Source organism: Bradyrhizobium sp. 134 (assembly GCF_023074155.1).
In the GTDB taxonomy this organism is placed as follows: Bacteria; Pseudomonadota; Alphaproteobacteria; order Rhizobiales; family Xanthobacteraceae; genus Bradyrhizobium.
In genome coordinates, this window is the sequence record NZ_JADPKX010000086.1 from 153,860 (window position 1) to 175,205 (window position 21,346).

The window sequence follows — 21,346 nt, forward strand, 5'->3', positions numbered from 1 at the left end:
CATTCCGTCACGCGTGCGCTGGGGTCGCGCACCCGTTACATGTTGTGGTCGTGCGGGTCCTTGCGGACGTCGCCGACATAGAGAATGACCATTTCCTTGCCGAGGTTCTTCCACCAGTGCGAGGTGCCGGACACCTCGGGGCGGATGTCGCCGGCCTTGTGCACGATCGGATCAACGCAGTTGGAAGCGTGTTCGACGATCTCGCCTTGCTGCACGAAGATCAGGGCGGGGCGGTCGTCATGGCTGTGCCAGGGCACGATGCCGCCGGGCTCGATGGTCAGCTTGCGGAAGCGCAGCTCGCGGCCCTCGATGTGTGCCGGCTGCTTGCCGAGGTCGATTGCGCCGAGCGTGACGTCGGTGACGCCGACCGGCTTGTAGTCGACCATCTGCTGCGCGTTCGGCTTGATCTTGTCGGCCGGGCATTCACCGGCGGAGACCGGCTGCGCCGAGAGTGTCAATACGCCGAGGATGGCAAGGCCGGGCCAGACCGCGCGCAACAATGTGGGATGCCTGAACATCGGGATGTCTCCTGTGTTGGCCGCAACCGCAATGGTCGTCGGCTATGTCGGGACTTTCGTCGAGAGGGCGCTCGTTCTGAAATGCTCTTTCGCTCTCGCTGCGATAGACCGGCGCTATCGGGCCCGATACGCGCTCGCTATTGAACCGATTGGGGATCGGCATTTCCGCTTCCCGAGCGCTTGGCGTTCGATGGCGGGGCGCCCGATTGGCGGGCGTTCACGTCAATCCGGAGGAGCATCTCATGACGAAATTATCAAAGGCCTTGATTGCCACGGCTGCGTTCGCGGTCATCGCCACATCGGCCTTCTCGGAGGCCGCATGGGATTTCAAAGCCGGCATGGCCTACATGTATGGCGGACCCGGCAAGATGTCGGCGATGGCTATGGCCCCGGCGGAGAAGAACCACGAGGCCATGATGAAGAGCGCCAAGAAGGTCCCCGACAACACCGTCTTCTTCATGAACAACGGATCGCTGTATTCCACCTCGGGGCGGCTGGATCCTACCGGCAATTTCTACGTCAACTGATCGCGCGCGCATGACGGCCGCCTCTTGCGGGCGGCCGGATCGGGCACCTAATATTCGTCCCCTGAACGCTGGAGCGCAAGATGACCTCTCTCTCGCCGGCCGATGCCGAGCTGCTCAAACTCGCCTTCCAGCGCTGCCGTGACATGGATGGCACGCTGAACGAGCAACTCCGCGCCTATGCCGACGCCAGCCGCGACGTGTTCCCGGCCTATGGCGAGGCAGTCGATCGTCTGGTGACCAGATTGAATGGAGGCGGCGGCGGCGAGACCGCGCCGCGTCCGGGCGACGCAATGCCGTCGTTCATGTTGCCTGACGAGAGCGGGCGTCTCGTCGCGCTGTCCTCACTGCTCGAGAGCGGCCCAGTCGCCGTGATGTTTTTCCGCGGCCATTGGTGCCCCTATTGCCGGCTCAATGTCCGCGCGGTGGTCCAGGCGCTTGATAGCATCGAGTCCATGGGTGCGCGGATTGTCGCGATCATGCCGGAGACGCAGGAATACACCCAGCAGCTCAAGGCGGAAGCTGGCGCCCCATTTCCGATCCTGACCGACCTCGACAACGGCTATGCGTTGTCGCTCAATCTCGCGATCTGGCTCGGTGGCGAGATCCAGCACCTGTTGTCCTATCAGGACATGGCGAGGTTCCACGGCAATGATGGCTGGATGCTGCCGATCCCGGCCGTGTTTGTCGTTGGTCGCGACGGTCTCGTGAAAGCCCGCTTCGTCGATCCGGATTTCCGCAAGCGCATGGAGATCGATGATCTGCTTGAAGCGTTGGAAGGCGCGAGCAGGGAGGCCTAAAAGAGTGAGGAGCGAGCGTGGCTGCTACCCCGCAATCTCCCGCCAATCCGCACCGCGCAACATGCGCATAACGGCATTGGCCACCGCCGTGCGCTGCCGGCCGGCCACCCCGTAGAGGCTGACGGTGCGACGGGCGTCCAGCCCGGCGACCGCAGCGCGCGTCAGCGTCTCCGGAACGGGCGAGGTGTGCGGCAGCATGGCGACGCCGATGTCGGCCTCGACCAGCTCGATCAAATCGCGCTCGTTCGAGATTTCGTGACCCTGCTCGACCGCGATGCCGTGCTCGCGCAGGCTCGCCGAGATACGGGCGGAATGCTCGCAAAATGTCCGGCTCAGCAGCTGCTCCGCGCGCAGATCGTCCGGTGCGATGCTGCTGCGGCCGGCCAGGCGGTGCCCGTCGCTCACCACGAGCTCGAAGCTCTCGGTGAATAGCGGCCAGACATCGAGCCGCTCCCAGGCCTCGTCGATGTCCGCGGCAATCCCGAGCTCGGCCTCGCCCTTCTTCAGGAACTCGGCCACTTCACGACTCGAGCCGCGCAGGAAGCGGAATTCGAGCCGGTTGAACTGCCGCTTGATCTGGTTGAGATGCGGAATGAGGAGCGACAGGTCGATCGAATGCGTCAGCGCGACGCGGAGCGCGCCGATCTCGCCGCTCCGGAACGAGGAGGCCAGCGATCGGGCGCCGGTGGCCGCTTCGAAACACTGCTTCAGCAGAGGATGCATGCGCTGTCCGAGCTCGGTCAATTGCGCTGCGGGCCGTTCGCGGCGAAACAGATCGCCGCCGAGCTCGGCCTCGAGCTGCTTGATCGCGCGTGTCAGCGAAGGCTGCGTCACGTTGCAGTCCTCAGCGGCGCGCGTGAAGTTCAAGAGCTGCGCCACCGCGAGGAAATAGCGGACCTGGTGCATTTCCATGGATCGGCTCTCCAGCAAGACCTGGCGGAAGCTAGCCGATCGGGGCGGAGAATGACATCCCGGCCGCAATAGCGCACGGGCATGGTTTCGGAAGCCAACGGGCATTTCCGTCAAACCAGGCGATCCCTCAGAGTCGGCTCAACATCAGTCATCGTGTCGGAGCATTTTGCCAATGAATATGTCCGTGAAGCCGCAGACGTCCGCCGCCCGGGCGCTCGCGGGCAAGGTTGCCCTCGTCACGGGCTCAACCAGTGGCATCGGCCTCGGTATCGCGCGGGCACTTGCCGCGGCCGGCGCCGACATCGTGCTGAACGGCCTTGGTGTGGCGGCCGAGCTCGACCGGACGCGCGAGCAGATCGCGGCGGAGTTCGGCGTCAAGGCAAGCTTTTCGCCGGCCGACATGACGAGGCCGAATTCGATCGCCGAGATGATCGCGGCTACGGTCGCGCAGGCCGGCCGGCTGGATATCCTGATCAACAATGCCGGCATCCAGCACGTCGCGCCGCTGGAGCAGTTTCCGGTCGAGAAATGGGACCCGATCCTCGCGATCAATCTGTCGTCGGCCTTCCACACCACGCGGCTCGCGCTGCCCGCAATGCGACAGAACGGGTTCGGCCGGATCATCAACATCGCCTCCGCGCATGGTCTCGTCGGCTCGCCGTTCAAGGCGGCCTACGTCGCGGCCAAGCACGGCATCATCGGGCTCACCAAGGTGACCGCGCTGGAGACCGCAGAAGAGGGCATTACCTGCAACGCGATCTGTCCCGGCTATGTCTATACGCCGCTGGTCGAGGCGCAGATCGATGGACAGGCCAAGGCGCACGGGATCTCGCGCGACCAGGTGATCCGCGACGTGCTGCTGGCGCAACAGCCCAACAAGCGCTTTGCTACGGTCGAGGAGCTCGGCGCGCTCGCGGTATTCCTCTCGACTGACGCGGCGGCTTCGATCACCGGCGTCGCGCTGCCGGTCGACGGCGGCTGGACCGCGCATTAACATGAGCCGGCGTAACAAGTGGCGGCCGGCAGCGAATCTCGGAGCAGTGCAGGCTGATCAGGAGCGAACCATGAACGGCACGCAGAGTAACATCCAGCGCAAGGACCTGCCCGGGCAGGTCGTCCTCGTGCTTCAAGGCGGCGGTGCGTTAGGCTCCTACCAAGCGGGCGTCTATCAGGCGCTGCACGAGGCCGGTATCGAGCCGGACTGGATCATCGGCACCTCGATCGGTGCCATCAATGCCAGCCTCATTGCGGGTAATGCGCCGGAGCACCGGCTCGCGCAGTTGAGGGAGTTCTGGAAGCGGATGGAGCAGAAGCCGGTCTGGGACTGGCACACCTCATTGCCCGGCTTCAACGAGAAGCTTGCCTATTGGTCGGCCGTGACCCACGGCATTCCAGGGTTCTTCCGGCCCAATCCGCTGGCGCATGCCGGCGATTCCTATCCGCTCGGCGCCGATCACGCCGGATTCTATTCCACTGCGCCGCTGGAGGAGACGCTGCGCGAGCTGGTCGATTTCGATCTGGCCAATCGCTGCGCGCCGCGGCTGACGGTCGGTGCGGCGCATGTCGGCACCAGCCAGATGCGCTATTTCGACAGCCGCGACGGTGAGCTGACGGTGAAGCATGTCTTGGCTTCGGGCGCATTGCCGCCGGCATTCCCGGCGGTGCGGATCGATGGCGAACTCTATTGGGACGGAGGCATCCTCTCGAATACGCCGACGGAAGCGGTGTTCGACGACAATCCGCGCAAGAATTCGCTGATCTTCTCCGTGCATCTGTGGAATCCCGTCGGCGCCGAGCCGACCACGATGGCGGAGGTGCTGAACCGGCACAAGGATGTGATGTATTCGAGTCGGATCGCGAGCCAGATCGAACGCCAGCAGCAGGCCCATCGCCTGCGCCATGTCATCAACCAGCTTGCGGAACGCCTGCCTGAGAGCGAGCGCGGCGATGCCGCGGTGAGGGAGCTGATGAGCTACGGCTGTCCGACCCGTATGCATGTCGTGCGGCTGCTGGCGCCGCAACTAGATCGTGAGACCCACACCAAGGATATCGACTTCAGCCCGTCGGGGATCACGCGGCGCTGGCATGCCGGCTATGCCCACACGAGGTCGGTGCTCGCGCGAAAACCGTGGATCGGCGAATTCGATCCACTTGCCGGCGTGGTGCTGCACGAGCATATGGACGAGATGCCGATGGCGGCGGAGTAGAACCGCAAGAGATCGTCCGCCATCATCGAAATGCCACAGGCCTTGCGGATCGTCGCTCTTTGTCCGCAGCTGAAAGGGCATGCAAGTGGTGTCGGGAAGCGATCTGGAACTGGCGCTCGATCACGTCCGCGCGGATATGGCGGGACCGATTGCCGGCGTGTTCGGTCCTGACACGGTGACCTGGCGGATCGACCGGGAAGCCGTGATCTTTCTCGGTGCCGGTCGTGCGTTGTTGCTGCAGCTGGCGCATCCCTGGGTCGCCGCCGCCATCGCCGAGCATTCGACAACCTTGGCCGATCCGATCGGGCGATTTCACCGCACCTTCGACATCGTCTTTGCCATGGTGTTCGGCTCGCTTGACCGCGCGCTGTCATCATCGCGGCAACTGCACCGGCGCCACAGCATGATCGTCGGCGAGATGCCGGAGACCGTCGGTCCGTTCGCGGCAGGCTCGCGCTACTGTGCCAACGACATCCCGTCGCTGCGCTGGGTTCATGCCACGCTGGTCGAGACCGCGCTGATGGCGCATGATCTGGTTTTGCCACCGCTCTCGGCGGAGGATCGCGAACGCTACTGGACCGAGAGCCGTTTGTTCGGTGCTCTGTTCGGATTGACGGTGCACGATCTGCCGGCGGACTGGTCGGGCTTTGCGGCCTACACCGCGGCAATGACGCAGTCGGACACGCTGACCGTCAGCCCGGTCGCGCGCGAGATTGCGGGGCAGATCTTTGGCGGCGCCCGTCCGTGGTTGCGTCCGCCGCGCTGGTATCGCGCGCTCACGGCAAGCCTGCTGCCGGAACGCCTGCGTGTGGGATTCGGGTTCGATCTTGATGAGCGCGACACCAGATCCGCCGAGAAGGCGCTGCGATGGATACGGCGGGTCTATCCAAGATTGCCAGACCGACTGCGCTACGTCGGTCCCTACCAGGAAGCGCAAGCGCGGCTGCGCGGCGAGCCGCAGCCCGACTGGATGACGCGGTGCCTCAACCGTGCCTGGATCGGCCGCCCGCAGATGGATGTGCGCGGGAGGGGGTGAAGTCCTCCGCCGTTGCCACAAACCACCGTCATTGCGAGGAGCTCTTGCGACGAAGCAATCCAGGCTGCTGCCACGGAAACAGTCTAGATTGCTTCGCTACGCTCGCAATGACGAGGAAACGCAGGCCTCACACCGACGCCAGCTTCCGGTACAGCGCGTTGTAGCTGCCGGCCGGGATGCTCCAGGAGAACGAGCGTCCCATCGCACTGCGACGCATGGTGTCGAGCTGGTCTTGCGCCATGAAGGCGGAGAACGCACGGCGGACGCCGCCGAGGAAGGATTCGTGCGAGGGTTTTGAGAACAGGAAGCCGGTTTCGCCGTCCGTAATGGTCTCGGCGAGGCCGCCGGTCTGGTGGCCGATCGGCAGCGAGCCGAAGCGCTGGGCGTACATCTGGCTAAGCCCGCAGGGCTCGAAGCGTGACGGCATCAATGTGAAGTCGCTACCGGCGAAGATGCGGCGCGCCTGGGCCTCGTTGAAGCCGATCACGACCCCGATCGCGTCGGGGCGCCGGCGATGCGCGTCGATCAGCGCCTGCTCGAGCGCCGGCTCGCCGGAGCCGGTGACCACGATCTGCCCGCCGGCATCGACGATCTCATCGGCCGCCGCCAGCACGAGGTCGATGCCCTTCTGGTGCACCAGTCGGGCGACGATGCCGAACATCGGGCCGCGCGATACCGCAAGCCCGAACTGCTTGCGCACATAGTCTGCATTGGCCTTCTTGCCGACCCAGTCGCCGGCGCCGAATTGCTGGGCAAGCTGGGCGCAGGAACGCGGGTCCCAGCTTTCGTCGATGCCGTTGAGAATGCCGGTGAGCTCGGCCGCGTCGGAGCGGACTCGAAGCAGGCCTTCGAGACCGCAGCCGAATTCATCCGTGGTGATCTCCCGCGCGTAGGTGCCACTGACCGTGGTGAGATGCGATGCGTAGACCAGCCCGGCCTTGAGGAAGGAGAGCTGGTCGTAGAACTCGACGCCGTCGATGTGGAAGGAGCTCTCCGGTGCGCCGATCCGCCGCAGCGAGTCCTTCGGGAAGAGGCCCTGATAGGCGAGGTTGTGGATGGTCAGGATCGACGGCAGCTTGGAGCCGCGCCAGGTGAGGTAGGCCGGCACGAGCGAAGCCTGCCAGTCATTGGCATGGATCAGGTCTGCTGCCCAATCCTTGTCCAGCGTGCCCATCGCGAGCTCAGCGGCGGCCGAGGCAAAGCGCGCAAAACGGATGTCGTTGTCGGGCCAGTCGCGCCCGGACTCGTCGCCATAGGGGTTGCCGGGCCGGTCGTAGAGTTGCGAGCACAACAGCACATAGACCGGCAGGCCGTCCTTGGTCGCGGCTCGGCCGAGCGAGCAGGCCGGCATCTCCGCGAAAGGCGGACAGCGGCCAACGATCTGAATATGCGTGAGTTGTTCGATGATGTCGCGATAGCCGGGCAGCATGACCCGGATGTCGGCGAAAGGACGGAGGGCTCGGGGGAGTGCAGCGGAAACGGCTCCGAGTCCGCCGACGCGGACAAAGTCGTCCATCTCTGTCGTAACGAACAAGACCCTCAAGAACTGCTGCCCTCTGCCGGAGCCCGATTGCTGCTATGCAAGAACGGGTCCAGTTGCCCCGGAATTCCCAAAGCCGCCCGCCAGACGCGTCCGTTCGGTAAAGACTTTCCTACTCAGCCGCCGCCCTTTAGGGTCGGCGCACGAACAACAGAGAACTTCGACAAGTTCCTAACTGACCCGAGGACGCAAGCAGGCATGCAGCTATCAGATAAGCATGATGGGACGACGACAAAGGCCTTCGCCGGCCTCCGGGTCCTGGATTTTTCGACCACCATTGCCGGTCCCCATTGTGCGCGGATGCTCGCCGACATGGGCGCCGAGGTCATCAAGATCGAGACCGACGGCGGCGAGACGATGCGAACCCGGCCGCCGCTGCGCAAGGGCTGCAGCACCGTGTTCGGCCAGCTCAATGTCGGGAAGAAGAGCGTCGTGCTCGACCTCAAGTCCGAAGAGGGCAAGGAGGCGGTCCGCCGGCTGGCCGCGACGGCCGACATCCTGGTCGAGAACTTTCGCCCCGGCGTGATGCACCGGCTGCGGCTCGACTATGACAGAATGCGCGCCGTCAACCCGAAGCTGATCTACTGCTCGATCTCCGGCTACGGCCAGAGCGGCCCGTCGGCCGAGCTGCCGGCCTACGCGCCGGTGATCCATGCGGCATCCGGCTACGACATGGCGCATCTCGCCTACCAGCCCGGCCGCAGCCGCCCGGATTATTGCGGCATCTACCATGCCGACGTCGTCACCGGCACCTACGGGTTCGGCGCGATTGCGTCGGCGCTCTACCAGCGCACCCTGACTGGGCTCGGCCAGCACATCGACGTCTCCATGCTGGAATCGATGCTGACGCTGACATTGATCGAGTTGCAGAACTCGCAGTTCACCGTGAAGCCGCCGCCGCGCCCGATGTTCGGGCCGACCGAGACGGCGAGCGGTTATGTCATGATCACAGTTGCCAGCGAGAAGACGTTTCAGGGACTGATGGGCGTGATCGGCCGCCCCGAATGGATCCTCGATCCGCGCTTCTCCACCTACGCCGCGCGTCGCGACCATTGGGCCGACTTGATGGACGGTGTCGAGGCCTGGTCGCGGCAGCTCTCGACCGATGTCTGTCTTGTCGCGCTAGGTGCGGCCGGCGTGCCGGCCTCGGCCTACCGCACTGTGTCCGAAGCACTGGCCGATCCGCAGCTCGCGCATCGTCAGGCGCTCTCGTCCGTGGAGGACGAAGGCGGTTCGTTCCAGGTCCTCAATCTGCCGTTCCGGATGACCGGTGCCGACACGACACCGGGCAAGACGATGGCCGTGCTTGGCGAGCACACCGACCGGCTGCGCGCGGAGATCGGGCTCACCGACGGTGGACCAACTCCGTTAGCCAAAACAGCTGCGCAAACCTGACGGCAAGGTTGACGGACAGCTTCGTGCAGCGAGCAATGCGGCGTTGCGCGTGGCCGGCTTGCCATCATCCATCGGCCTCAACTAGACAGGTCCGAGTTTGTCTCGTCCTGCCGCCCATGCCATGGTGGCGACGACAAGAAAAGTATCCGGGAGGACGCCAATGAAAAGTTTCAAGGTCGCCGATTTCAAGGCGCCGCTGCAGGAGTTCGACGAGGCGACGCCGCAGCCGTCGGGCACGCAGGTGTTGATCAAGGTGAAGGCCGCCGGCGTCTGCCATAGCGACCTCCACATCTGGGAAGGCGGCTACGATCTCGGCCACGGTCGCAAGCCGCTGTCGCTGAAGGATCGCGGCATCAATTTGCCGCTGACCATGGGACACGAGACAGTCGGCGAGGTCCTCGCCTTCGGCCCGGACGTGAAGTCGTCGGATCAGGGCGACGTGAAGATCGGCGATGTCGGGCTGGTCTATCCCTGGATCGGTTGCGGCAAATGCGCGACCTGTCTAGCCGGCGACGAGAACATGTGCCTGACGCCGCGCTCGCTCGGCGTCTATTGCGACGGTGGTTATTCCGACCACATGCTGGTGCCGCATCCGCGCTATTTGCTCGATCTGAGAGGCCTCGATCCCGCGTCGGCCGCACCCTACGCCTGCTCGGGCGTCACGACCTACAGCGCGCTGAAGAAGCTCGAGCAGCACTTCGACACGCCGATCGTGATGTTCGGTGCCGGCGGACTTGGCCTGATGGCGCTGTCGCTGCTGAAGGCGATGGGCGGCAAGGGCGCCATCATGGTCGACATCGACGCGAAGAAACGCGAAGCCGCGGAGCAAGCCGGCGCGCTCGCGACCGTCGATCCCAAGGCGCCCGACGCGCTGGAGCAGCTTGCCAAGAAAGCCGGTGGCCCCATCCGCGCGGTGCTCGATCTGGTCGGCAACGCCGCCACCACGCAACTCGGCTTCGACTGCCTGACCAAGGGCGGCAAGCTCGTCATCGTCGGCCTATTCGGCGGCGGGGCGACCTGGGCGCTGCCGCTGATTCCGATCAAGGCGGTGACGATCCAAGGCAGCTATGTCGGCAATTTGCGCGAGACGCAGGAGCTGCTCGATCTCGTGCGAGCGAAGAACATAGCGCCGATCCCGGTGACGCGGCAGCCGCTCGCCAAGGCCAACGACGCGCTGGTGCAGTTGCAGCAGGGCGCGGTGGTCGGCCGCACGGTGCTGACGCCGTAACTTCCGCTCCATCCTCCGTCATTGCGAGGAGCGAAGCGACGAAGCAATCCAGAATGTCTCCGCAGATGCAGTTCTGGATTGCTTCGCTTCGCTCGCAATGACGACTTGGCTCGCTCTTTCCCGAGGCTTCCCCCATGTCCGCAAATAACGCCTTCCACATTGCCGTGCTCGCCGGTGACGGCATCGGTCCCGAAGTCATGGCGCCGGCCATCGAAGTCCTGCGCAAGATCGAGACGAAATCCGGCCTGAGCTTCCGCTTCACCGAGGCGCCGGCGGGCGCCAATCATTATCTCGCCACCGGCAAGTCGATGCCCGATACCACCATCAAGCTGTGCGAGGATGCGGACGCGATCCTGCTCGGCGCCTGCGGCCTGCCGTCGGTGCGCTATCCTGACAACACCGAGATCGCGCCGCAGATCGAGCTGCGCTTCATCTTCGATCTCTATGCCGGTGTACGCCCGGCGCGGCTCATTCCGGGCGTGCCGAGCCCGATCGTCGGCGCCGACCAGCGCGGCATCGATCTCGTCGTGATCAGGGAGTCCACCGAAGGCCTGTTCGCCTCGATGGGCAAGGGCGTCGTCACCCATGAGGAGGCGCGCGAGACCATGGTGATCACGCGCAAGACGTCCGAGCGCCTGTTCGAGTTCTCGTTTCGCCTCGCCGAGCGGCGCAAGGCGCGCGGCAAGCCCGGCGCGCTGGCCTGCGTCGACAAGGCGAACGTGTTCAAGGCCTTTGCGTTCTTCCGCGGCATCTTCGACGAGATCGCCAAGCGTCATCCGGAGGTGAAGACCGACCGGCTCTATGTCGATGCCTGCTCGGCGATGCTGGTGAAGCGTCCCTGGGATTTCGACGTGATGGTGATGGAGAACATGTTCGGAGACATCGTCTCCGACATCACCGCGAGCCTGATCGGCGGTCTCGGCATGGCGCCGTCAGCCGACATCGGCGACAAATATGCCGTGTTCCAGCCGTGCCACGGCACCGCGCCCGACATCATGAGGCAGGGCAAGGCCAATCCCACCGGGATGATCTTGTCGGCTGCAATGATGCTGGACTGGCTCGCCGACAAGCACGGTGTCGAGGGCGCGGCCGAGGCCGGCGAGCAAATCGAGCGCGCTGTGGACAAGGTCTACGCCGGCGGCCTCAAGCCGATGGAGTTCGGCGGCAGCAACGGCACCGCCGACATTACGAAGGCGGTGCTCGCGGCGCTGTAGTCAAGGAAGAGGGGCCTCGCGGCCCCTCGCAATTCACCAGCGACGCCAGTGGCGGTGGCCGCCCCAGCCCCACGGACGCGGACCGTAGAAGCGTCGCGGACCGCCGTAAAAGCCGTAGGCGCCATAATAGTTCGGACGCCAGAAGCAGCGACCCCACGGGTTACACACCCAGCGCACCTGATCGACGGTGGCTGCCGGGCCGCTCGCGATACGGTCGGCCTGCGGAATGCCGTTCGGCATCGCTGCGAGCGCCTGTCCCGATATGAGCGCTCCGCCGCCCAGGGCAGCCAGACCAACAACAGCTAATTTGAGTTTCATCGCAATCTCCCTCGTTTGATGGCGAGAGAACCTCCAGCAAATCAGCTGGTTGCTATGGTGTTGCAGGGGCGTGGGAATTTAATCTTCCTGAATGCATGTTCACGTTGGCTGCCGTCGTTGCTGCGCTTCGTGGCAATAACGGAATCACCGTCCCTGGAACTGCGGCTTGCGCTTCTCCATGAAGGCCTGACGGCCCTCGCGAAAGTCCGCGCTGTCCATGCAGGCCGTGCCGGCCGCCCTGATCGCGTCCATGTCGCGCCCGCTTTCGTCCTTCAGCACCTGAGCAATGGTGAGCTTGGCGGCCTTGATCGCGAGCGGCGCATTTTGCGAGATCGTCTCGGCGATGCCCATGGTCTCGCCCCAGAGCTGATCCTCCGGAACCACGCGCTCGACCAGCCCGATGCGCAGCGCTTCGGTGGAATCGATGCGCATGCCCGTGTACATCAGGAGCCGGGCCCAGGACGGTCCGACCAGCGACACCAGGTGCTTCAAGCCGTCGTAGCCATAGGCAATGCCGAGCTTCGCCGCGGGAATGCCGAACTGGCTGTCATGGGAGGCAATGCGGATGTCGGCAAGCATCGCCACCTGCATGCCGCCGCCAAGACAAAAGCCCTGAATGCAGGCAATGGTCGGCTTGGGATAATCGGCAAGCAGCGCGCGCTGGGCGGCGCTGCGCTTGCCATATTCCTCGGAAGCGGCGGCGTTATGGCGCGTCTTCTCGAACTGGCTGATGTCGGCGCCCGATACGAAGGCCTTGCCGCCGCCGCCGCGCAGGATCACGACGCGTACGGCAGCGTCGTCGCGCAAGGCTGTCAGCGCCTCGCCAAATCCCTCCCACATCTCCAGCGACATCGCGTTGCGCTTGTCGGGATTGTTGAAGGTGATCACGCCGACGCCACCGGCTGTGTGCTTGAGGATCTTGCCGTCGGCGTACGGAATTTCGGTCGTGCTGGACATATCGGACATCGCGCTCATTTTCGTTGGCGAGGCGCAATGTTCGGCCGGGGCGAGGCCAGGGTCAACCGCGGCAACGGACGTGGCTTTGCAGTCACCTGTGCCGCGATTGCATAGCGCCATCTATCTCGTCATGTGCGCGGTCAGCGGATGGCTGCCGGCGTTGCTGAAGAAGGCCGCCTCTTCGGCGGTCGCTTCCAGCAGCTGCTCGTCCTGGTGATAGACGTCGTTGCGGAACTGGACGGTCTGGTCCTTGGTCATCCACGCCGTGAGATAGATCCAGGCCACCGGGACTTTCTTCACCATGGCGACGTCGAGATGCTGGCCGCTGGCGATTTCCGCGTCGATCGCGGCGCGGCTCCATTTCGGCTGGTCCTTCAAGAGCCAGGCGGCGAGATCGCGCACATTGTCGACGCGCGAGCAGCCATGGGAATCGAAGCGGTAATCATCGCTGAACAGATTGCGCTGGTTGGTGTCGTGCATGTAGACCGAATAGGAATTCGGCATGTCGATCTTGACCGCGCCGAGCGCGTTGAACGTGCCGTTGTGCTGGCGCACGGTGAAGTTCGGCGTATGCGTGCCCGACCAGTCGACCGAATTCGGGTCGATCGGATTGTCGTGGGCGTCGAGCACTTCCATGTGCATGCGCGACAGATAGGTGGGATCCTTGCGCATATGCGCGGAGATCTCGGTCTTGGCGATCGAGGAGGGCACCGTCCAGGTCGGATTGAGGACGACGCTGCTGATCTGGGCCGTCAGCGTCGGCGAGGGCTTTTCGGTCTTGCCGACGATCACGCGATAACGCCTTACCACCACGTCGTTCTCGACCGCTTCGGCGAAGGCGGCGGAGATGTTGACGACGACATAGCGCTGGCCGAAGCCGAAATTCATGTTCTCGAGCCGCTGCAGCGAAGCCTCCAGCTGCCGGATGCGCTTCTGCACCGGCACGTTCATCGCCGCAATCGTGCGCGGCGTCATCGTTCCGGTCGGCGCGAGGCCGTGGCGGGCCTGGAAGCGTTTCACGGCGTCGGCGAGATCCTGGTCGAAGGCGCCGCTCGCCTTGTCGGCGGCAAGATCGCCGGAGACGATCAGCCGCTTCCGCAGGATATCGTCGTTGGCGCCCTGGGCGCCGGGAGCGAATTTGGCGTCTGCCGGGATCGCCGGCCAGCCGCCGCGCACGGCAAGATCGGAATAGCTCAGCGCCGCATCCTTGATGCGCTGGGCGGAACCCTCGTCATAGGTCGGCTCGTGCGTCAGCGCGAGCGCCGCGGCCGAGCGGCTCTCTGCCGTCGAAGCGGACGCTGGCGCGGCAGTTTTCGGTGCGGCTGCGTGGGCCGGATTGGCGGTGGCCGGCACCGTGCCAGCCGCAGTCGCAGGCTTGGGCCCGGCCTTTCCAATCGTCTCGGTCTGAGCAAGCGCAGAGGCGCTCGCAAGCATGCCGACGGCAATGATCATCGCATGGCGTTTCGACATGTGTCCCATCTTCCCATGAGAGCGAGGCCCGGGTGGGCGCTCGCATCGGCAATTCCCCGGTTCGTCGTGCTGATTCGAGAAATCGGCGGGAGGCTAGCGCCTCCCGGTTGCGGCTCCCTTAAGCACGGCGCATCACGAGCCCGGCACGTCGGACGGCGGTCTCTGGATTGGGTCGCGACAGGGCAGGAATGGGTTCGCGAAAACCGCGGGCGACGGCGGGAAAAATAGTCAACAAAAAGGGGCGGTCATGCCGCCCCGAGAAGTCCGCGCAAGCGCGGGCCGGATATATCTCGTCCGGGTCTCGTTCAATCCAGCCGCGCCCCGTGACGCGGCGGATTGAACATCGGGCGGAAGGCGCGAACGCCGATCGGCTCAGGCTTCGTTCGCTGCGATCGATTCCATCAGCGAGACGAGCTGACGCTGCACCGTCTGGTCCTTGATCTTGCTGTAGGCGCGCAGCAGGCGGAGGCTGAAGGCCGAGTCCAGGAAGAGCAGGCTCTCGACTTCGCGCGCCTTGTTGTCGCCGTCATAGAAGAAGGTCACGGGCACATCGAGGGCGGTGGCGATCTGCTGAAGCCGGGCCGCGCCGACGCGATTGACGCCCTTCTCGTACTTCTGGACCTGCTGGAAACTGACGCCGAGCTTCTCGCCGAGCTCGGCCTGCGAGACCTTCATCTCGACGCGTCGCAGACGGATTCGCTTGCCCAGCTCAATGTCGGGCTTGCCGGCACTGCGCTGCTTCATTCTCTTCGCCGCTGTCTTCATCTTTTTTCTCATCGGTCTTCGGTTGAAAACCCCCCGAAGAGCTGGGTCAGGGGTTCGCCCATATACTCGTCCTTGAATTCATGCGGGTGCACGAACTCTTCCTTAAACCACGGGAAACGCGCCGGATTGAAGGCTTCGATCAGCCAGTCAATCATGTGCCGTACGCGCGGAATCCGGCCGCTACCAGGATGGTAGGACAACCAGATATCCAGCGATCTGTTCAGCTCGACTTCCAGTGGAATCAACTTCCCGCCAAGCGCAACGGCGTAGCTCGGGAACACGCCGATTCCGGCGCCATTCGCGACCGCCCAGTAATTGGCGCTCGAGACGTTGGTCTTCATGACCAGAAGGTCACGCTCCGGAACGCCGGGGAAGAAGCTCTCGAAAGTTTGCTTGGCATCGAGCTGGTCGGCGAACTGCAGCACCAGGCGGTGCTTGATCAACTCCATCGCCGAACGCGGCGCGCCATGTTTCGAAATGTATTTCTCGGAGGCCCAGAACATCAGATGCATGCGGCCGAGCCGCACCAGCTTGACGTCGAGCGCCGCAGGCCGCGACAGGTGAATGGCGACGTCGGCCTCGTGGCGAGAGACGTCGGCCGAACGCATCGCGCAATGCAGGTCGACCAGGATCTTCGGATACGCCTGCTGGAATTCGACCAGTCGCGGGGCGAGCCAGAATGTGCCAAGTCCCTCGGTAATGGCGACGCGGACCTCGCCGGCCAGGGCGTTCGTCGTCGAATCGCTGGTGCGCAGCACGTCGAACGCGGCCGCCTCCATTTGCTCGACGGCGGAGACCACCAGCGCGCCTTCGTCGGTCAGGCGGGTGCCGTGGACGTCGCGGGTGAACAGAGTGGTGCCGGTCTGGCGTTCGAAATCATCGATCCGACGGCGGACGGCGTTGATCGACAGTGACAGGCGCTCAGCCGCCGAGCGGAAACTTCCGCATCGGACGACTTCCAGGAAAATGCGCGCCGCATCCCAGTCCGACAGGCCGCTGATGTTTGTCTTTGGGCGTTCCTCCAGAGGAACGCCCCTTTCCGCCAAGGAGTGCATACAAGTCCCTTCGGGTCGCTAAACTGGCAGAATCTGGCGCAAACCACAACCACGGCGGGTTGGGGAACGACGAGTTTTGAACGTCATCCTTACTACACCGCAGGTGGTATTCGGGTGCTGCCAGGGCGGGAACAAGGGCTGGGAATCGGGCAAACCATTCGCCCGTATGAGGGGTGTGGCGTGAGTTCCGTTGTGGGCCGTGACATGGCTGCGGGATCGTCGGCGCTGTCCGCAATGAACGTCCTTGCGCAAGAGCCGGTGCCGCCTTCCGCGATGGATCAATTGCAGCACGCCAGCCGTTTTAAGATCGAGCGATTTGCAACTGAGCGAGTCGACGCTGGCCGGCGCGAAGCAATACTCGTCGGAACCGCGGTTTCAAGGCAGCAACACACTGAAATCATATTCGGGGGCGCAGCGGCCTCGTGTTATCCTCGACGCTCCATGGGGGCCAAAGAGGTCGTCACAACCACGTCTCACAGGCCGAATTAGCGGGAAGAACGCCGGTGTCGCATTCAGACGAACAGTTGCAGTCGGTGCTGGAAACGCTCGAAGAGTGCCGCAGGGTGCTCAACGAGAGCAACAGCCGCGAGTCGGCCGAGCTGCTGTCCATTGTCATCCTGGACGTGCGGATGAAACTCAAAGGAATTGACAGTGCCGACCTCAAGGCACTGTGCGACGAAATGCTGCGGACCGCGACCAACGAACCGCAGCCCCCCTCCAAGCAGACGCAGGACCAGCCCCGGCGTCCGCTGCTCCGCGTGGTGAAGTAGCCGCGCCGCCAAGTCTCGCTTTTTGGCGAGATTTGTGCGTGTCCCGATGCCGCATCTGTGATCACAGACGGCATCGGGAGGAGCCCTGGTTTTGTGCGCCTCTGTTGCGCATTCGCTGGCATCGGCTACACCAGAGCCGGTTCGGCTCCGGGCCGCGCGCACCCCCCGCGCGCCGCGCCGGCGCCTGAGATGGCTTCGACTGCATCATGCAAAATGTTTCGATCCCGGCGGCGCTGATTGCCGGCCTCGTCAGCTTCCTCTCCCCTTGCGTCCTGCCGCTGGTCCCGCCCTACCTGATCTATCTGACGGGCGCGACGATCGAGCATGTCGAAAGCAACGAGCCCGCATCAGTCTCCAAACGCGCGATTATGATGTCGGCGCTCCTGTTCGTGCTCGGCTTCTCCACTGTGTTCGTGGCGCTCGGCGCCAGCGCCTCGCTGATCGGCGGGCTGATCCGCGCTTGGTCGGCCGAACTCTCGATCCTCGCCGGCATCGTCATCATCGTCATGGGCCTGCATTTCCTCGGCCTGACGCGCATCGGCCTCTTGATGCGCGAGGGACGATTGACCGCGCCCAAGCCCGTCGGCCTCTGGGGTGCTTATGTGATGGGGCTCGCCTTTGCCTTTGGCTGGACGCCCTGCATCGGCCCGATCCTCGCGGCGATCCTCTCGGTCGCGGCCGCCGAAGCGACAGTCACGAAGGGCGCCGGCCTGCTCGCGGTCTATTCGGCTGGCCTCGGCATTCCCTTCCTGATCGCCGCCCTGATGATCGAGCAGTTTTCCACCCTGTTCGCGCGCATGAAGGGCCATCTCGTCAATGTCGAGCGCGCCATGGGCGTCCTGATGGTGATCACCGGCGTCGGCTTCCTCACCGGCGCGGTGTCGAATGTGAGCATCTGGCTGCTTGAGACGTTCCCGGCGTTGCAGACGATCGGTTAGGCCTCCGCCGCAAAGCGCGCCAGCGCCTCGCGGTCGATCTCGATGCCGAGGCCCGGCCCCTCGGGCACCCGCACGACGCCCCTCGCATGCTCGATCGGCTCCTTCAAAACCGCCTGCCGGATCGGATGCTCGGTGCGGTCGAACTCGAGCATCGGTTCGAGCGGAGCCAGCGAGGTCGGCGTGTGCGACGGCAGCACGGCGAGGAGCTGAAGCGAGGCGGCGATCGCAATCCCGGTGCCCCAGACGTGCGGATTGTAGCGGATGCCGAACGCCTCGCTCATGTCGGCGATCTTCTTGCATTCGCTCAAGCCACCCGCCGCGCAGGTGTCGGGCTGGGCGATGTCGAGCGCATGCGAGACGAACAGCTCGCGGAAGCCGAAGCGCGTGAATTCGCACTCGCCGCCGGCGACCGGAATCGTGAGCGCGGATTTCACCGCGCGATAGCCCGCGATGTCCTCCGGCGGCACCGGCTCCTCGAACCATCCGATGTCATGGCGCTCGATCAGGCGGCCGAGCCGGATCGCCGCGACCGCGTCATAGGCGTGGTTCGCATCGACCATCAGCGCGACATCGGGGCCGATCGCCTCGCGCACCGCGCGGGTGACCGCGGCATCCTCCGCGATGCCGTAACCGACCTTCAGCTTCACGGCGCGGAATCCTTCGGCGGCATAACCCGCCGCTTCCTCCGCCAGATAGTTCAGCGGATCGCCTGACTTGCGCCGGTAGAGACCGGTCGCATAGGCCGCAACCTGCTTGCGCGCGCCGCCGCCGAGAAGCTGATGCACGGGTACGCCGAAATGCTTGCCCTTGATGTCCCATAGCGCGATGTCGATGCCGCTCATCCCCTGGATCACGACGCCCTTCTGGCCGTGATCCCGCAGGCGCGCATAGACCATCTGCCACAGCACGTCGGTGCGCAACGGATCCTCGCCGATCAGCCACGGAGCGATACTCTGCACCACCGCCGCCGTGATGCGCGCCGGGCCGTAGCATTCACCCCATCCGACAAGACCATTGTCGGTCTCGATCTCGACCAGCATTGCGGTGCGCGTATCGTACCAGGCGCGCGAATAGGCAAAGGGCTGCGACAGCTTTGCTTCGAGAATGTGCGTGCGAACCCTAGTGATCTTCATTGCCGGCCTCCGTTCATCGCGCCTCGTCCAGCGCGCAAATCACCGTGCAGATCACGCCCCGGGGCAGGAAGTCGACGGTGGCCTCGCCGCCGAGCTGGTCGCGCGCACTGCGCTCGATCAGGCGCGAGCCGAAGCCGCGCTGCACCGGCGCCGTCACCGGCGGTCCGCCGCTCTCGGTCCAGATCAGGCGCAGCCGCGGCTTCGGCGCCTCGGCAAGGACCTCCCACTCCAGCGCCACCCGTCCGGTCTCGTTGGACAGCGCGCCGTACTTTGCGGCGTTGGTGGCGATCTCGTGCACGATCATCGACAGCACCACGGCGAGCCGCGGCGACAGCGGCACCGCGGGTCCGGCCATGCGGATGCGCTCCGGATTATTCAGCAGGAACGGCTGGAGCGCGCGGGTGATCACGTCCCGCAGCTCGGAGCCCGCCCATTTCTCCTGGCTCAGCAAATTATGCGCCTCGGCCAGCGCGCCGAGCCGGCCCTCGAATTTTGCCCGCTCGTCCCGGCTGGCGCTGCGGAAGGTCTGCACCGCGATCGCCTGCATCAACGCGAGCGTGTTCTTGACGCGATGGTTAAGCTCGTCGATCAGGAGATCGTGCAGCATCTCGCCGCGCGCGATCGTGGTTGCCATCCTGACCGCGAAGGTCAGGCCGGTCAGCAGCAGGATGCCGCCGATAAAACTGGTGATCGCGATGTTGCGCCAGAGCGGAGCGATCAGCGAGCTCTCGGCGACGCCGGCCACGATGGTCCAGCCGGTCAGCCGTGACCTCGTATAGACGGTGGACAACGCAACACCGTCGAGCGAAACCGTCGAGAGTGCGGCTTCCGGCGTGCGCAACATACTTTCGTACAGCGTGCCGGTAGCCCGCTTGCCGAAGATCTCCGTAGGGTTCGGCGTGCGCGCGAACACGATGGCCTTGGTGTCGAGCAGGGAGACAGTCCAATCCCGGTCGGGCCGTTGCTTTTCGACCAGGTCCTGAAAGATGCTGACCGGCGGGCTGAAGCAGAGGTCGTAGATCACTTCGCCGTCGCGGAGCACCGGAACCTCGACCGTAAGCACCTGCCGGCCGTTGATCGCGCCGGTGAACAGGTCGGAATATTGCGGCGATCTGGTCGCAAACACCTTTTCGATGATCTCCAGGTGGCCGCGTGACAGCAGGCTTGCGGTGTCCTCCGTCGCCGAGGAGAACAGCAGTCGGCCCTTGCGATCAGAGATCAGCACCAGACCGCCTTTGCCATACTGATCGACGAAGCCGAGGGCGATGCGGCGAAAATTCTGGAAGTCGTCGTCGCGCAGCGAATTCGTCAGCGCAAGCACTTGCAGGCCGCCGGTCATCCGCTGCACCTCGGAGTCCAGCACGAGGCGCATGCTGCGCACGTTCTCCAGCACGCGGCGGGTCGCGTCGTTGCGGTCCTGCTTGTAATTGTAGACGGCAATACCGACCGCGAAGACGATCAGCGGCAACATCGTTCCCGTGACCAGAAGAGCGAGCCGGACCGGCAAATTGAGCTTTGACAAACGCAGGCGTCCCGGTTCCAGCGCAAGGGAGCGCCGGATTTATGATTTTGGGAGACCATAGGGGCGGGATTTGCGGCGCGCCATAATTTTCCCGTCCGGACGAGCCGCCCAGGGACAAGATTTTTGCAGCGCAGTCCGCGGCAGCGCCTCAGCTCATGCTGATTGCGGTCAGCAGCAGGCACATGGCGTAGACGGCAGCCAGGCTGAGCCCGGCGATCCGGGCCTCTCGATACGATTTCATAACGTCAACTCCCAGAGAGGGAGGCCGCATTCGAGGCGGCCCCCCTTACACCTGGATCAATCAATTTCCTGAACAACCGTGCGCGAGCCGGGATCGACGAGCATCACGCGATCGCCGGAGTAGACGTAGCGATACTTGGTCAGCGACGGACCCCAGTCTGCGGGAACGGCCTCGAGCTCGACATCGCTCGGCACGGCCGCGCCGACAACGATCTTTTCCTTCGTCGTCACCGGGCGAATGCGGTGCTCAGTGACGTAGGATTTGATCTTGGTTCGGTATTGCGGCTCGATCTGAACCGCCGCCGCGTGGCCCGTCCCGGTCGTCGTCACGACGGTCGATTGCGCGAAAGCGCCGGTCGACATCAGGACCGCCGCGGCGGAAAGCAGGAACAACTTCTTCATCTCGTTCTCCTCGTTTGAATATGCGCCGCAACAACCCCTCATCGCCGACAGCGTTCCCGGCTCAGGGAACCAATTGCCGCTTTTTCCCGTTTGTAGATGACCGGGCTGACCGGCTCGGGCTCTGGAGGAGGACGACAAATGAAGTTGAAGATCGTAACTGCAACACTGATGCTTGCCGCAATATCCCTGCCGGCGTTCGCGGCCGACGAGTTTTACGTCGTGCAGGACGTCAAGACCAAGAAGTGCACGATCGTCGACAAGAAGCCGACGGACACGTCTATGACCGTCGTCAGCCCCTCGGGCACGATCTACAAGTCGCGCACCGAAGCTGAAACCGGCATGAAGACCGTCAAGGTCTGCACGTCGAACTGAGGAGGATGACAAATGCCAGTTCTGATTCTC

The 21,346-nt window shown here is 64.3% G+C and carries 22 protein-coding genes; 11 read left to right on the forward strand and 11 right to left on the reverse strand.

Annotated features, from left to right (window positions below; all coding sequences use genetic code 11):
- Window positions 1-35: 35 nt before the first annotated feature.
- Window positions 36-518 (reverse strand): cupin domain-containing protein, encoded by a 483-nt coding sequence (locus IVA75_RS35620; protein WP_027568808.1) that lies wholly within the window; start codon window positions 516-518, stop codon window positions 36-38.
- 242 nt (window positions 519-760) lie between these two features.
- Between IVA75_RS35620 and IVA75_RS35625 the strand changes: the two genes are divergently transcribed.
- Entirely contained in the window at window positions 761-1,045 is a 285-nt protein-coding gene (locus IVA75_RS35625; RefSeq protein ID WP_247288479.1) for a hypothetical protein, read from the forward strand.
- An 80-nt stretch (window positions 1,046-1,125) separates the two neighbouring features.
- Window positions 1,126-1,842, forward strand: coding sequence for a peroxiredoxin-like family protein (locus tag IVA75_RS35630; RefSeq protein WP_247288481.1), 717 nt, complete (start codon window positions 1,126-1,128; stop codon window positions 1,840-1,842).
- Between the two features lie 24 nt (window positions 1,843-1,866).
- On the opposite strand, the gene IVA75_RS35635 is transcribed toward IVA75_RS35630, so the two are convergent.
- Window positions 1,867-2,754 (reverse strand): LysR family transcriptional regulator, encoded by an 888-nt coding sequence (locus IVA75_RS35635; protein ID WP_247288483.1) that lies wholly within the window; start codon window positions 2,752-2,754, stop codon window positions 1,867-1,869.
- 172 nt (window positions 2,755-2,926) lie between these two features.
- Between IVA75_RS35635 and IVA75_RS35640 the strand changes: the two genes are divergently transcribed.
- From IVA75_RS35640 to IVA75_RS35650, 3 genes are all read left to right on the forward strand, one after another.
- Entirely contained in the window at window positions 2,927-3,748 is an 822-nt protein-coding gene (locus IVA75_RS35640) for a 3-hydroxybutyrate dehydrogenase (RefSeq protein WP_247288485.1), read from the forward strand.
- Window positions 3,749-3,818: 70 nt separating this feature from the next.
- A complete protein-coding gene (locus tag IVA75_RS35645; RefSeq protein ID WP_247288487.1) occupies window positions 3,819-4,961 on the forward strand; it encodes a patatin-like phospholipase family protein in 1,143 nt (380 codons plus the stop codon).
- 85 nt (window positions 4,962-5,046) lie between these two features.
- Window positions 5,047-5,997: an oxygenase MpaB family protein gene (locus tag IVA75_RS35650; RefSeq protein ID WP_247289086.1), complete on the forward strand. Its 951-nt coding sequence runs from the start codon at window positions 5,047-5,049 to the stop codon at window positions 5,995-5,997.
- A gap of 127 nt (window positions 5,998-6,124) precedes the next feature.
- Here the strand turns inward: IVA75_RS35650 and glgA are convergent, their stop codons facing one another.
- Complete coding sequence (gene glgA, locus IVA75_RS35655; protein WP_256465210.1) at window positions 6,125-7,540, reverse strand: glycogen synthase GlgA; 1,416 nt, start codon at window positions 7,538-7,540, stop codon at window positions 6,125-6,127.
- 195 nt (window positions 7,541-7,735) lie between these two features.
- Between glgA and IVA75_RS35660 the strand changes: the two genes are divergently transcribed.
- From IVA75_RS35660 to IVA75_RS35670, 3 genes are all read left to right on the forward strand, one after another.
- The gene (locus tag IVA75_RS35660) at window positions 7,736-8,932 is read left to right on the forward strand and encodes a CoA transferase (RefSeq protein ID WP_247288489.1); all 1,197 of its coding nucleotides are present in this window, start codon (window positions 7,736-7,738) and stop codon (window positions 8,930-8,932) included.
- Window positions 8,933-9,092: 160 nt separating this feature from the next.
- Window positions 9,093-10,160 carry an alcohol dehydrogenase gene (locus IVA75_RS35665; RefSeq protein WP_247288490.1) on the forward strand — a complete coding sequence of 356 codons (1,068 nt, stop codon included), beginning with the start codon at window positions 9,093-9,095 and terminating at the stop codon, window positions 10,158-10,160.
- Window positions 10,161-10,294: 134 nt separating this feature from the next.
- A complete protein-coding gene (locus tag IVA75_RS35670) occupies window positions 10,295-11,374 on the forward strand; it encodes an isocitrate/isopropylmalate dehydrogenase family protein (RefSeq protein ID WP_247288491.1) in 1,080 nt (359 codons plus the stop codon).
- A gap of 33 nt (window positions 11,375-11,407) precedes the next feature.
- Here IVA75_RS35670 and IVA75_RS35675 read toward each other — a convergent pair whose 3' ends face one another.
- The 5 genes from IVA75_RS35675 to IVA75_RS35695 form a co-directional block, all read right to left on the reverse strand.
- Window positions 11,408-11,692, reverse strand: coding sequence for a hypothetical protein (locus IVA75_RS35675; RefSeq protein WP_247288492.1), 285 nt, complete (start codon window positions 11,690-11,692; stop codon window positions 11,408-11,410).
- 144 nt (window positions 11,693-11,836) lie between these two features.
- The gene (locus IVA75_RS35680) at window positions 11,837-12,658 is read right to left on the reverse strand and encodes an enoyl-CoA hydratase (RefSeq protein WP_247288493.1); all 822 of its coding nucleotides are present in this window, start codon (window positions 12,656-12,658) and stop codon (window positions 11,837-11,839) included.
- A gap of 111 nt (window positions 12,659-12,769) precedes the next feature.
- Window positions 12,770-14,119, reverse strand: a complete 1,350-nt coding sequence (locus IVA75_RS35685) for a L,D-transpeptidase family protein (protein WP_247288494.1) — start codon at window positions 14,117-14,119, stop codon at window positions 12,770-12,772.
- Between the two features lie 372 nt (window positions 14,120-14,491).
- The gene (locus tag IVA75_RS35690; RefSeq protein WP_026233304.1) at window positions 14,492-14,863 is read right to left on the reverse strand and encodes a helix-turn-helix transcriptional regulator; all 372 of its coding nucleotides are present in this window, start codon (window positions 14,861-14,863) and stop codon (window positions 14,492-14,494) included.
- Between the two features lie 29 nt (window positions 14,864-14,892).
- Window positions 14,893-15,939, reverse strand: a complete 1,047-nt coding sequence (locus IVA75_RS35695; protein ID WP_027568820.1) for a LysR family transcriptional regulator — start codon at window positions 15,937-15,939, stop codon at window positions 14,893-14,895.
- A 503-nt stretch (window positions 15,940-16,442) separates the two neighbouring features.
- Here IVA75_RS35695 and IVA75_RS35700 point away from each other — a divergent pair.
- On the forward strand, window positions 16,443-16,709 hold the full coding sequence (locus IVA75_RS35700) for a hypothetical protein (RefSeq protein ID WP_007593979.1): 267 nt from the start codon (window positions 16,443-16,445) through the stop codon (window positions 16,707-16,709).
- A 206-nt stretch (window positions 16,710-16,915) separates the two neighbouring features.
- Window positions 16,916-17,647 carry a cytochrome c biogenesis protein CcdA gene (locus IVA75_RS35705; RefSeq protein ID WP_081747935.1) on the forward strand — a complete coding sequence of 244 codons (732 nt, stop codon included), beginning with the start codon at window positions 16,916-16,918 and terminating at the stop codon, window positions 17,645-17,647.
- On the opposite strand, the gene IVA75_RS35710 is transcribed toward IVA75_RS35705, so the two are convergent.
- The 3 genes from IVA75_RS35710 to IVA75_RS35720 form a co-directional block, all read right to left on the reverse strand.
- Window positions 17,644-18,780, reverse strand: a complete 1,137-nt coding sequence (locus IVA75_RS35710) for a mandelate racemase/muconate lactonizing enzyme family protein (RefSeq protein WP_247288496.1) — start codon at window positions 18,778-18,780, stop codon at window positions 17,644-17,646. The two genes, IVA75_RS35705 and IVA75_RS35710, sit on opposite strands and share 4 nt — an antisense overlap.
- A 13-nt stretch (window positions 18,781-18,793) precedes the next feature.
- On the reverse strand, window positions 18,794-20,251 hold the full coding sequence (locus IVA75_RS35715; RefSeq protein WP_035961760.1) for a sensor histidine kinase: 1,458 nt from the start codon (window positions 20,249-20,251) through the stop codon (window positions 18,794-18,796).
- Between the two features lie 348 nt (window positions 20,252-20,599).
- Window positions 20,600-20,944 (reverse strand): DUF1236 domain-containing protein, encoded by a 345-nt coding sequence (locus tag IVA75_RS35720; RefSeq protein ID WP_027568825.1) that lies wholly within the window; start codon window positions 20,942-20,944, stop codon window positions 20,600-20,602.
- A gap of 138 nt (window positions 20,945-21,082) precedes the next feature.
- Between IVA75_RS35720 and IVA75_RS35725 the strand changes: the two genes are divergently transcribed.
- Window positions 21,083-21,316, forward strand: coding sequence for a hypothetical protein (locus tag IVA75_RS35725; RefSeq protein ID WP_027568826.1), 234 nt, complete (start codon window positions 21,083-21,085; stop codon window positions 21,314-21,316).
- The last annotated feature ends 30 nt before the right edge of the window (window positions 21,317-21,346 follow it).

What these genes read in the sequence shown, in the direction of transcription:
- IVA75_RS35690 (WP_026233304.1), bottom strand. Translation starts at nt 14,863, where the DNA reads ATGAAGCAGCGCAGTGCCGGCAAGCCCGACATTGAGCTGGGCAAGCGA.
- IVA75_RS35665 (WP_247288490.1), top strand. Translation starts at nt 9,093, where the DNA reads ATGAAAAGTTTCAAGGTCGCCGATTTCAAGGCGCCGCTGCAGGAGTTC.
- IVA75_RS35640 (WP_247288485.1), top strand. Translation starts at nt 2,927, where the DNA reads ATGAATATGTCCGTGAAGCCGCAGACGTCCGCCGCCCGGGCGCTCGCG.
- IVA75_RS35710 (WP_247288496.1), bottom strand. Translation starts at nt 18,780, where the DNA reads ATGAAGATCACTAGGGTTCGCACGCACATTCTCGAAGCAAAGCTGTCG.
- IVA75_RS35660 (WP_247288489.1), top strand. Translation starts at nt 7,736, where the DNA reads ATGCAGCTATCAGATAAGCATGATGGGACGACGACAAAGGCCTTCGCC.
- IVA75_RS35620 (WP_027568808.1), bottom strand. Translation starts at nt 518, where the DNA reads ATGTTCAGGCATCCCACATTGTTGCGCGCGGTCTGGCCCGGCCTTGCC.
- IVA75_RS35720 (WP_027568825.1), bottom strand. Translation starts at nt 20,944, where the DNA reads ATGAAGAAGTTGTTCCTGCTTTCCGCCGCGGCGGTCCTGATGTCGACC.
- IVA75_RS35715 (WP_035961760.1), bottom strand. Translation starts at nt 20,251, where the DNA reads ATGTTGCCGCTGATCGTCTTCGCGGTCGGTATTGCCGTCTACAATTAC.
- IVA75_RS35625 (WP_247288479.1), top strand. Translation starts at nt 761, where the DNA reads ATGACGAAATTATCAAAGGCCTTGATTGCCACGGCTGCGTTCGCGGTC.
- IVA75_RS35685 (WP_247288494.1), bottom strand. Translation starts at nt 14,119, where the DNA reads ATGTCGAAACGCCATGCGATGATCATTGCCGTCGGCATGCTTGCGAGC.
- IVA75_RS35630 (WP_247288481.1), top strand. Translation starts at nt 1,126, where the DNA reads ATGACCTCTCTCTCGCCGGCCGATGCCGAGCTGCTCAAACTCGCCTTC.
- IVA75_RS35680 (WP_247288493.1), bottom strand. Translation starts at nt 12,658, where the DNA reads ATGTCCGATATGTCCAGCACGACCGAAATTCCGTACGCCGACGGCAAG.
- IVA75_RS35670 (WP_247288491.1), top strand. Translation starts at nt 10,295, where the DNA reads ATGTCCGCAAATAACGCCTTCCACATTGCCGTGCTCGCCGGTGACGGC.
- IVA75_RS35705 (WP_081747935.1), top strand. Translation starts at nt 16,916, where the DNA reads ATGCAAAATGTTTCGATCCCGGCGGCGCTGATTGCCGGCCTCGTCAGC.
- IVA75_RS35635 (WP_247288483.1), bottom strand. Translation starts at nt 2,754, where the DNA reads ATGGAAATGCACCAGGTCCGCTATTTCCTCGCGGTGGCGCAGCTCTTG.
- IVA75_RS35645 (WP_247288487.1), top strand. Translation starts at nt 3,819, where the DNA reads ATGAACGGCACGCAGAGTAACATCCAGCGCAAGGACCTGCCCGGGCAG.
- IVA75_RS35695 (WP_027568820.1), bottom strand. Translation starts at nt 15,939, where the DNA reads ATGCACTCCTTGGCGGAAAGGGGCGTTCCTCTGGAGGAACGCCCAAAG.
- IVA75_RS35725 (WP_027568826.1), top strand. Translation starts at nt 21,083, where the DNA reads ATGAAGTTGAAGATCGTAACTGCAACACTGATGCTTGCCGCAATATCC.
- IVA75_RS35675 (WP_247288492.1), bottom strand. Translation starts at nt 11,692, where the DNA reads ATGAAACTCAAATTAGCTGTTGTTGGTCTGGCTGCCCTGGGCGGCGGA.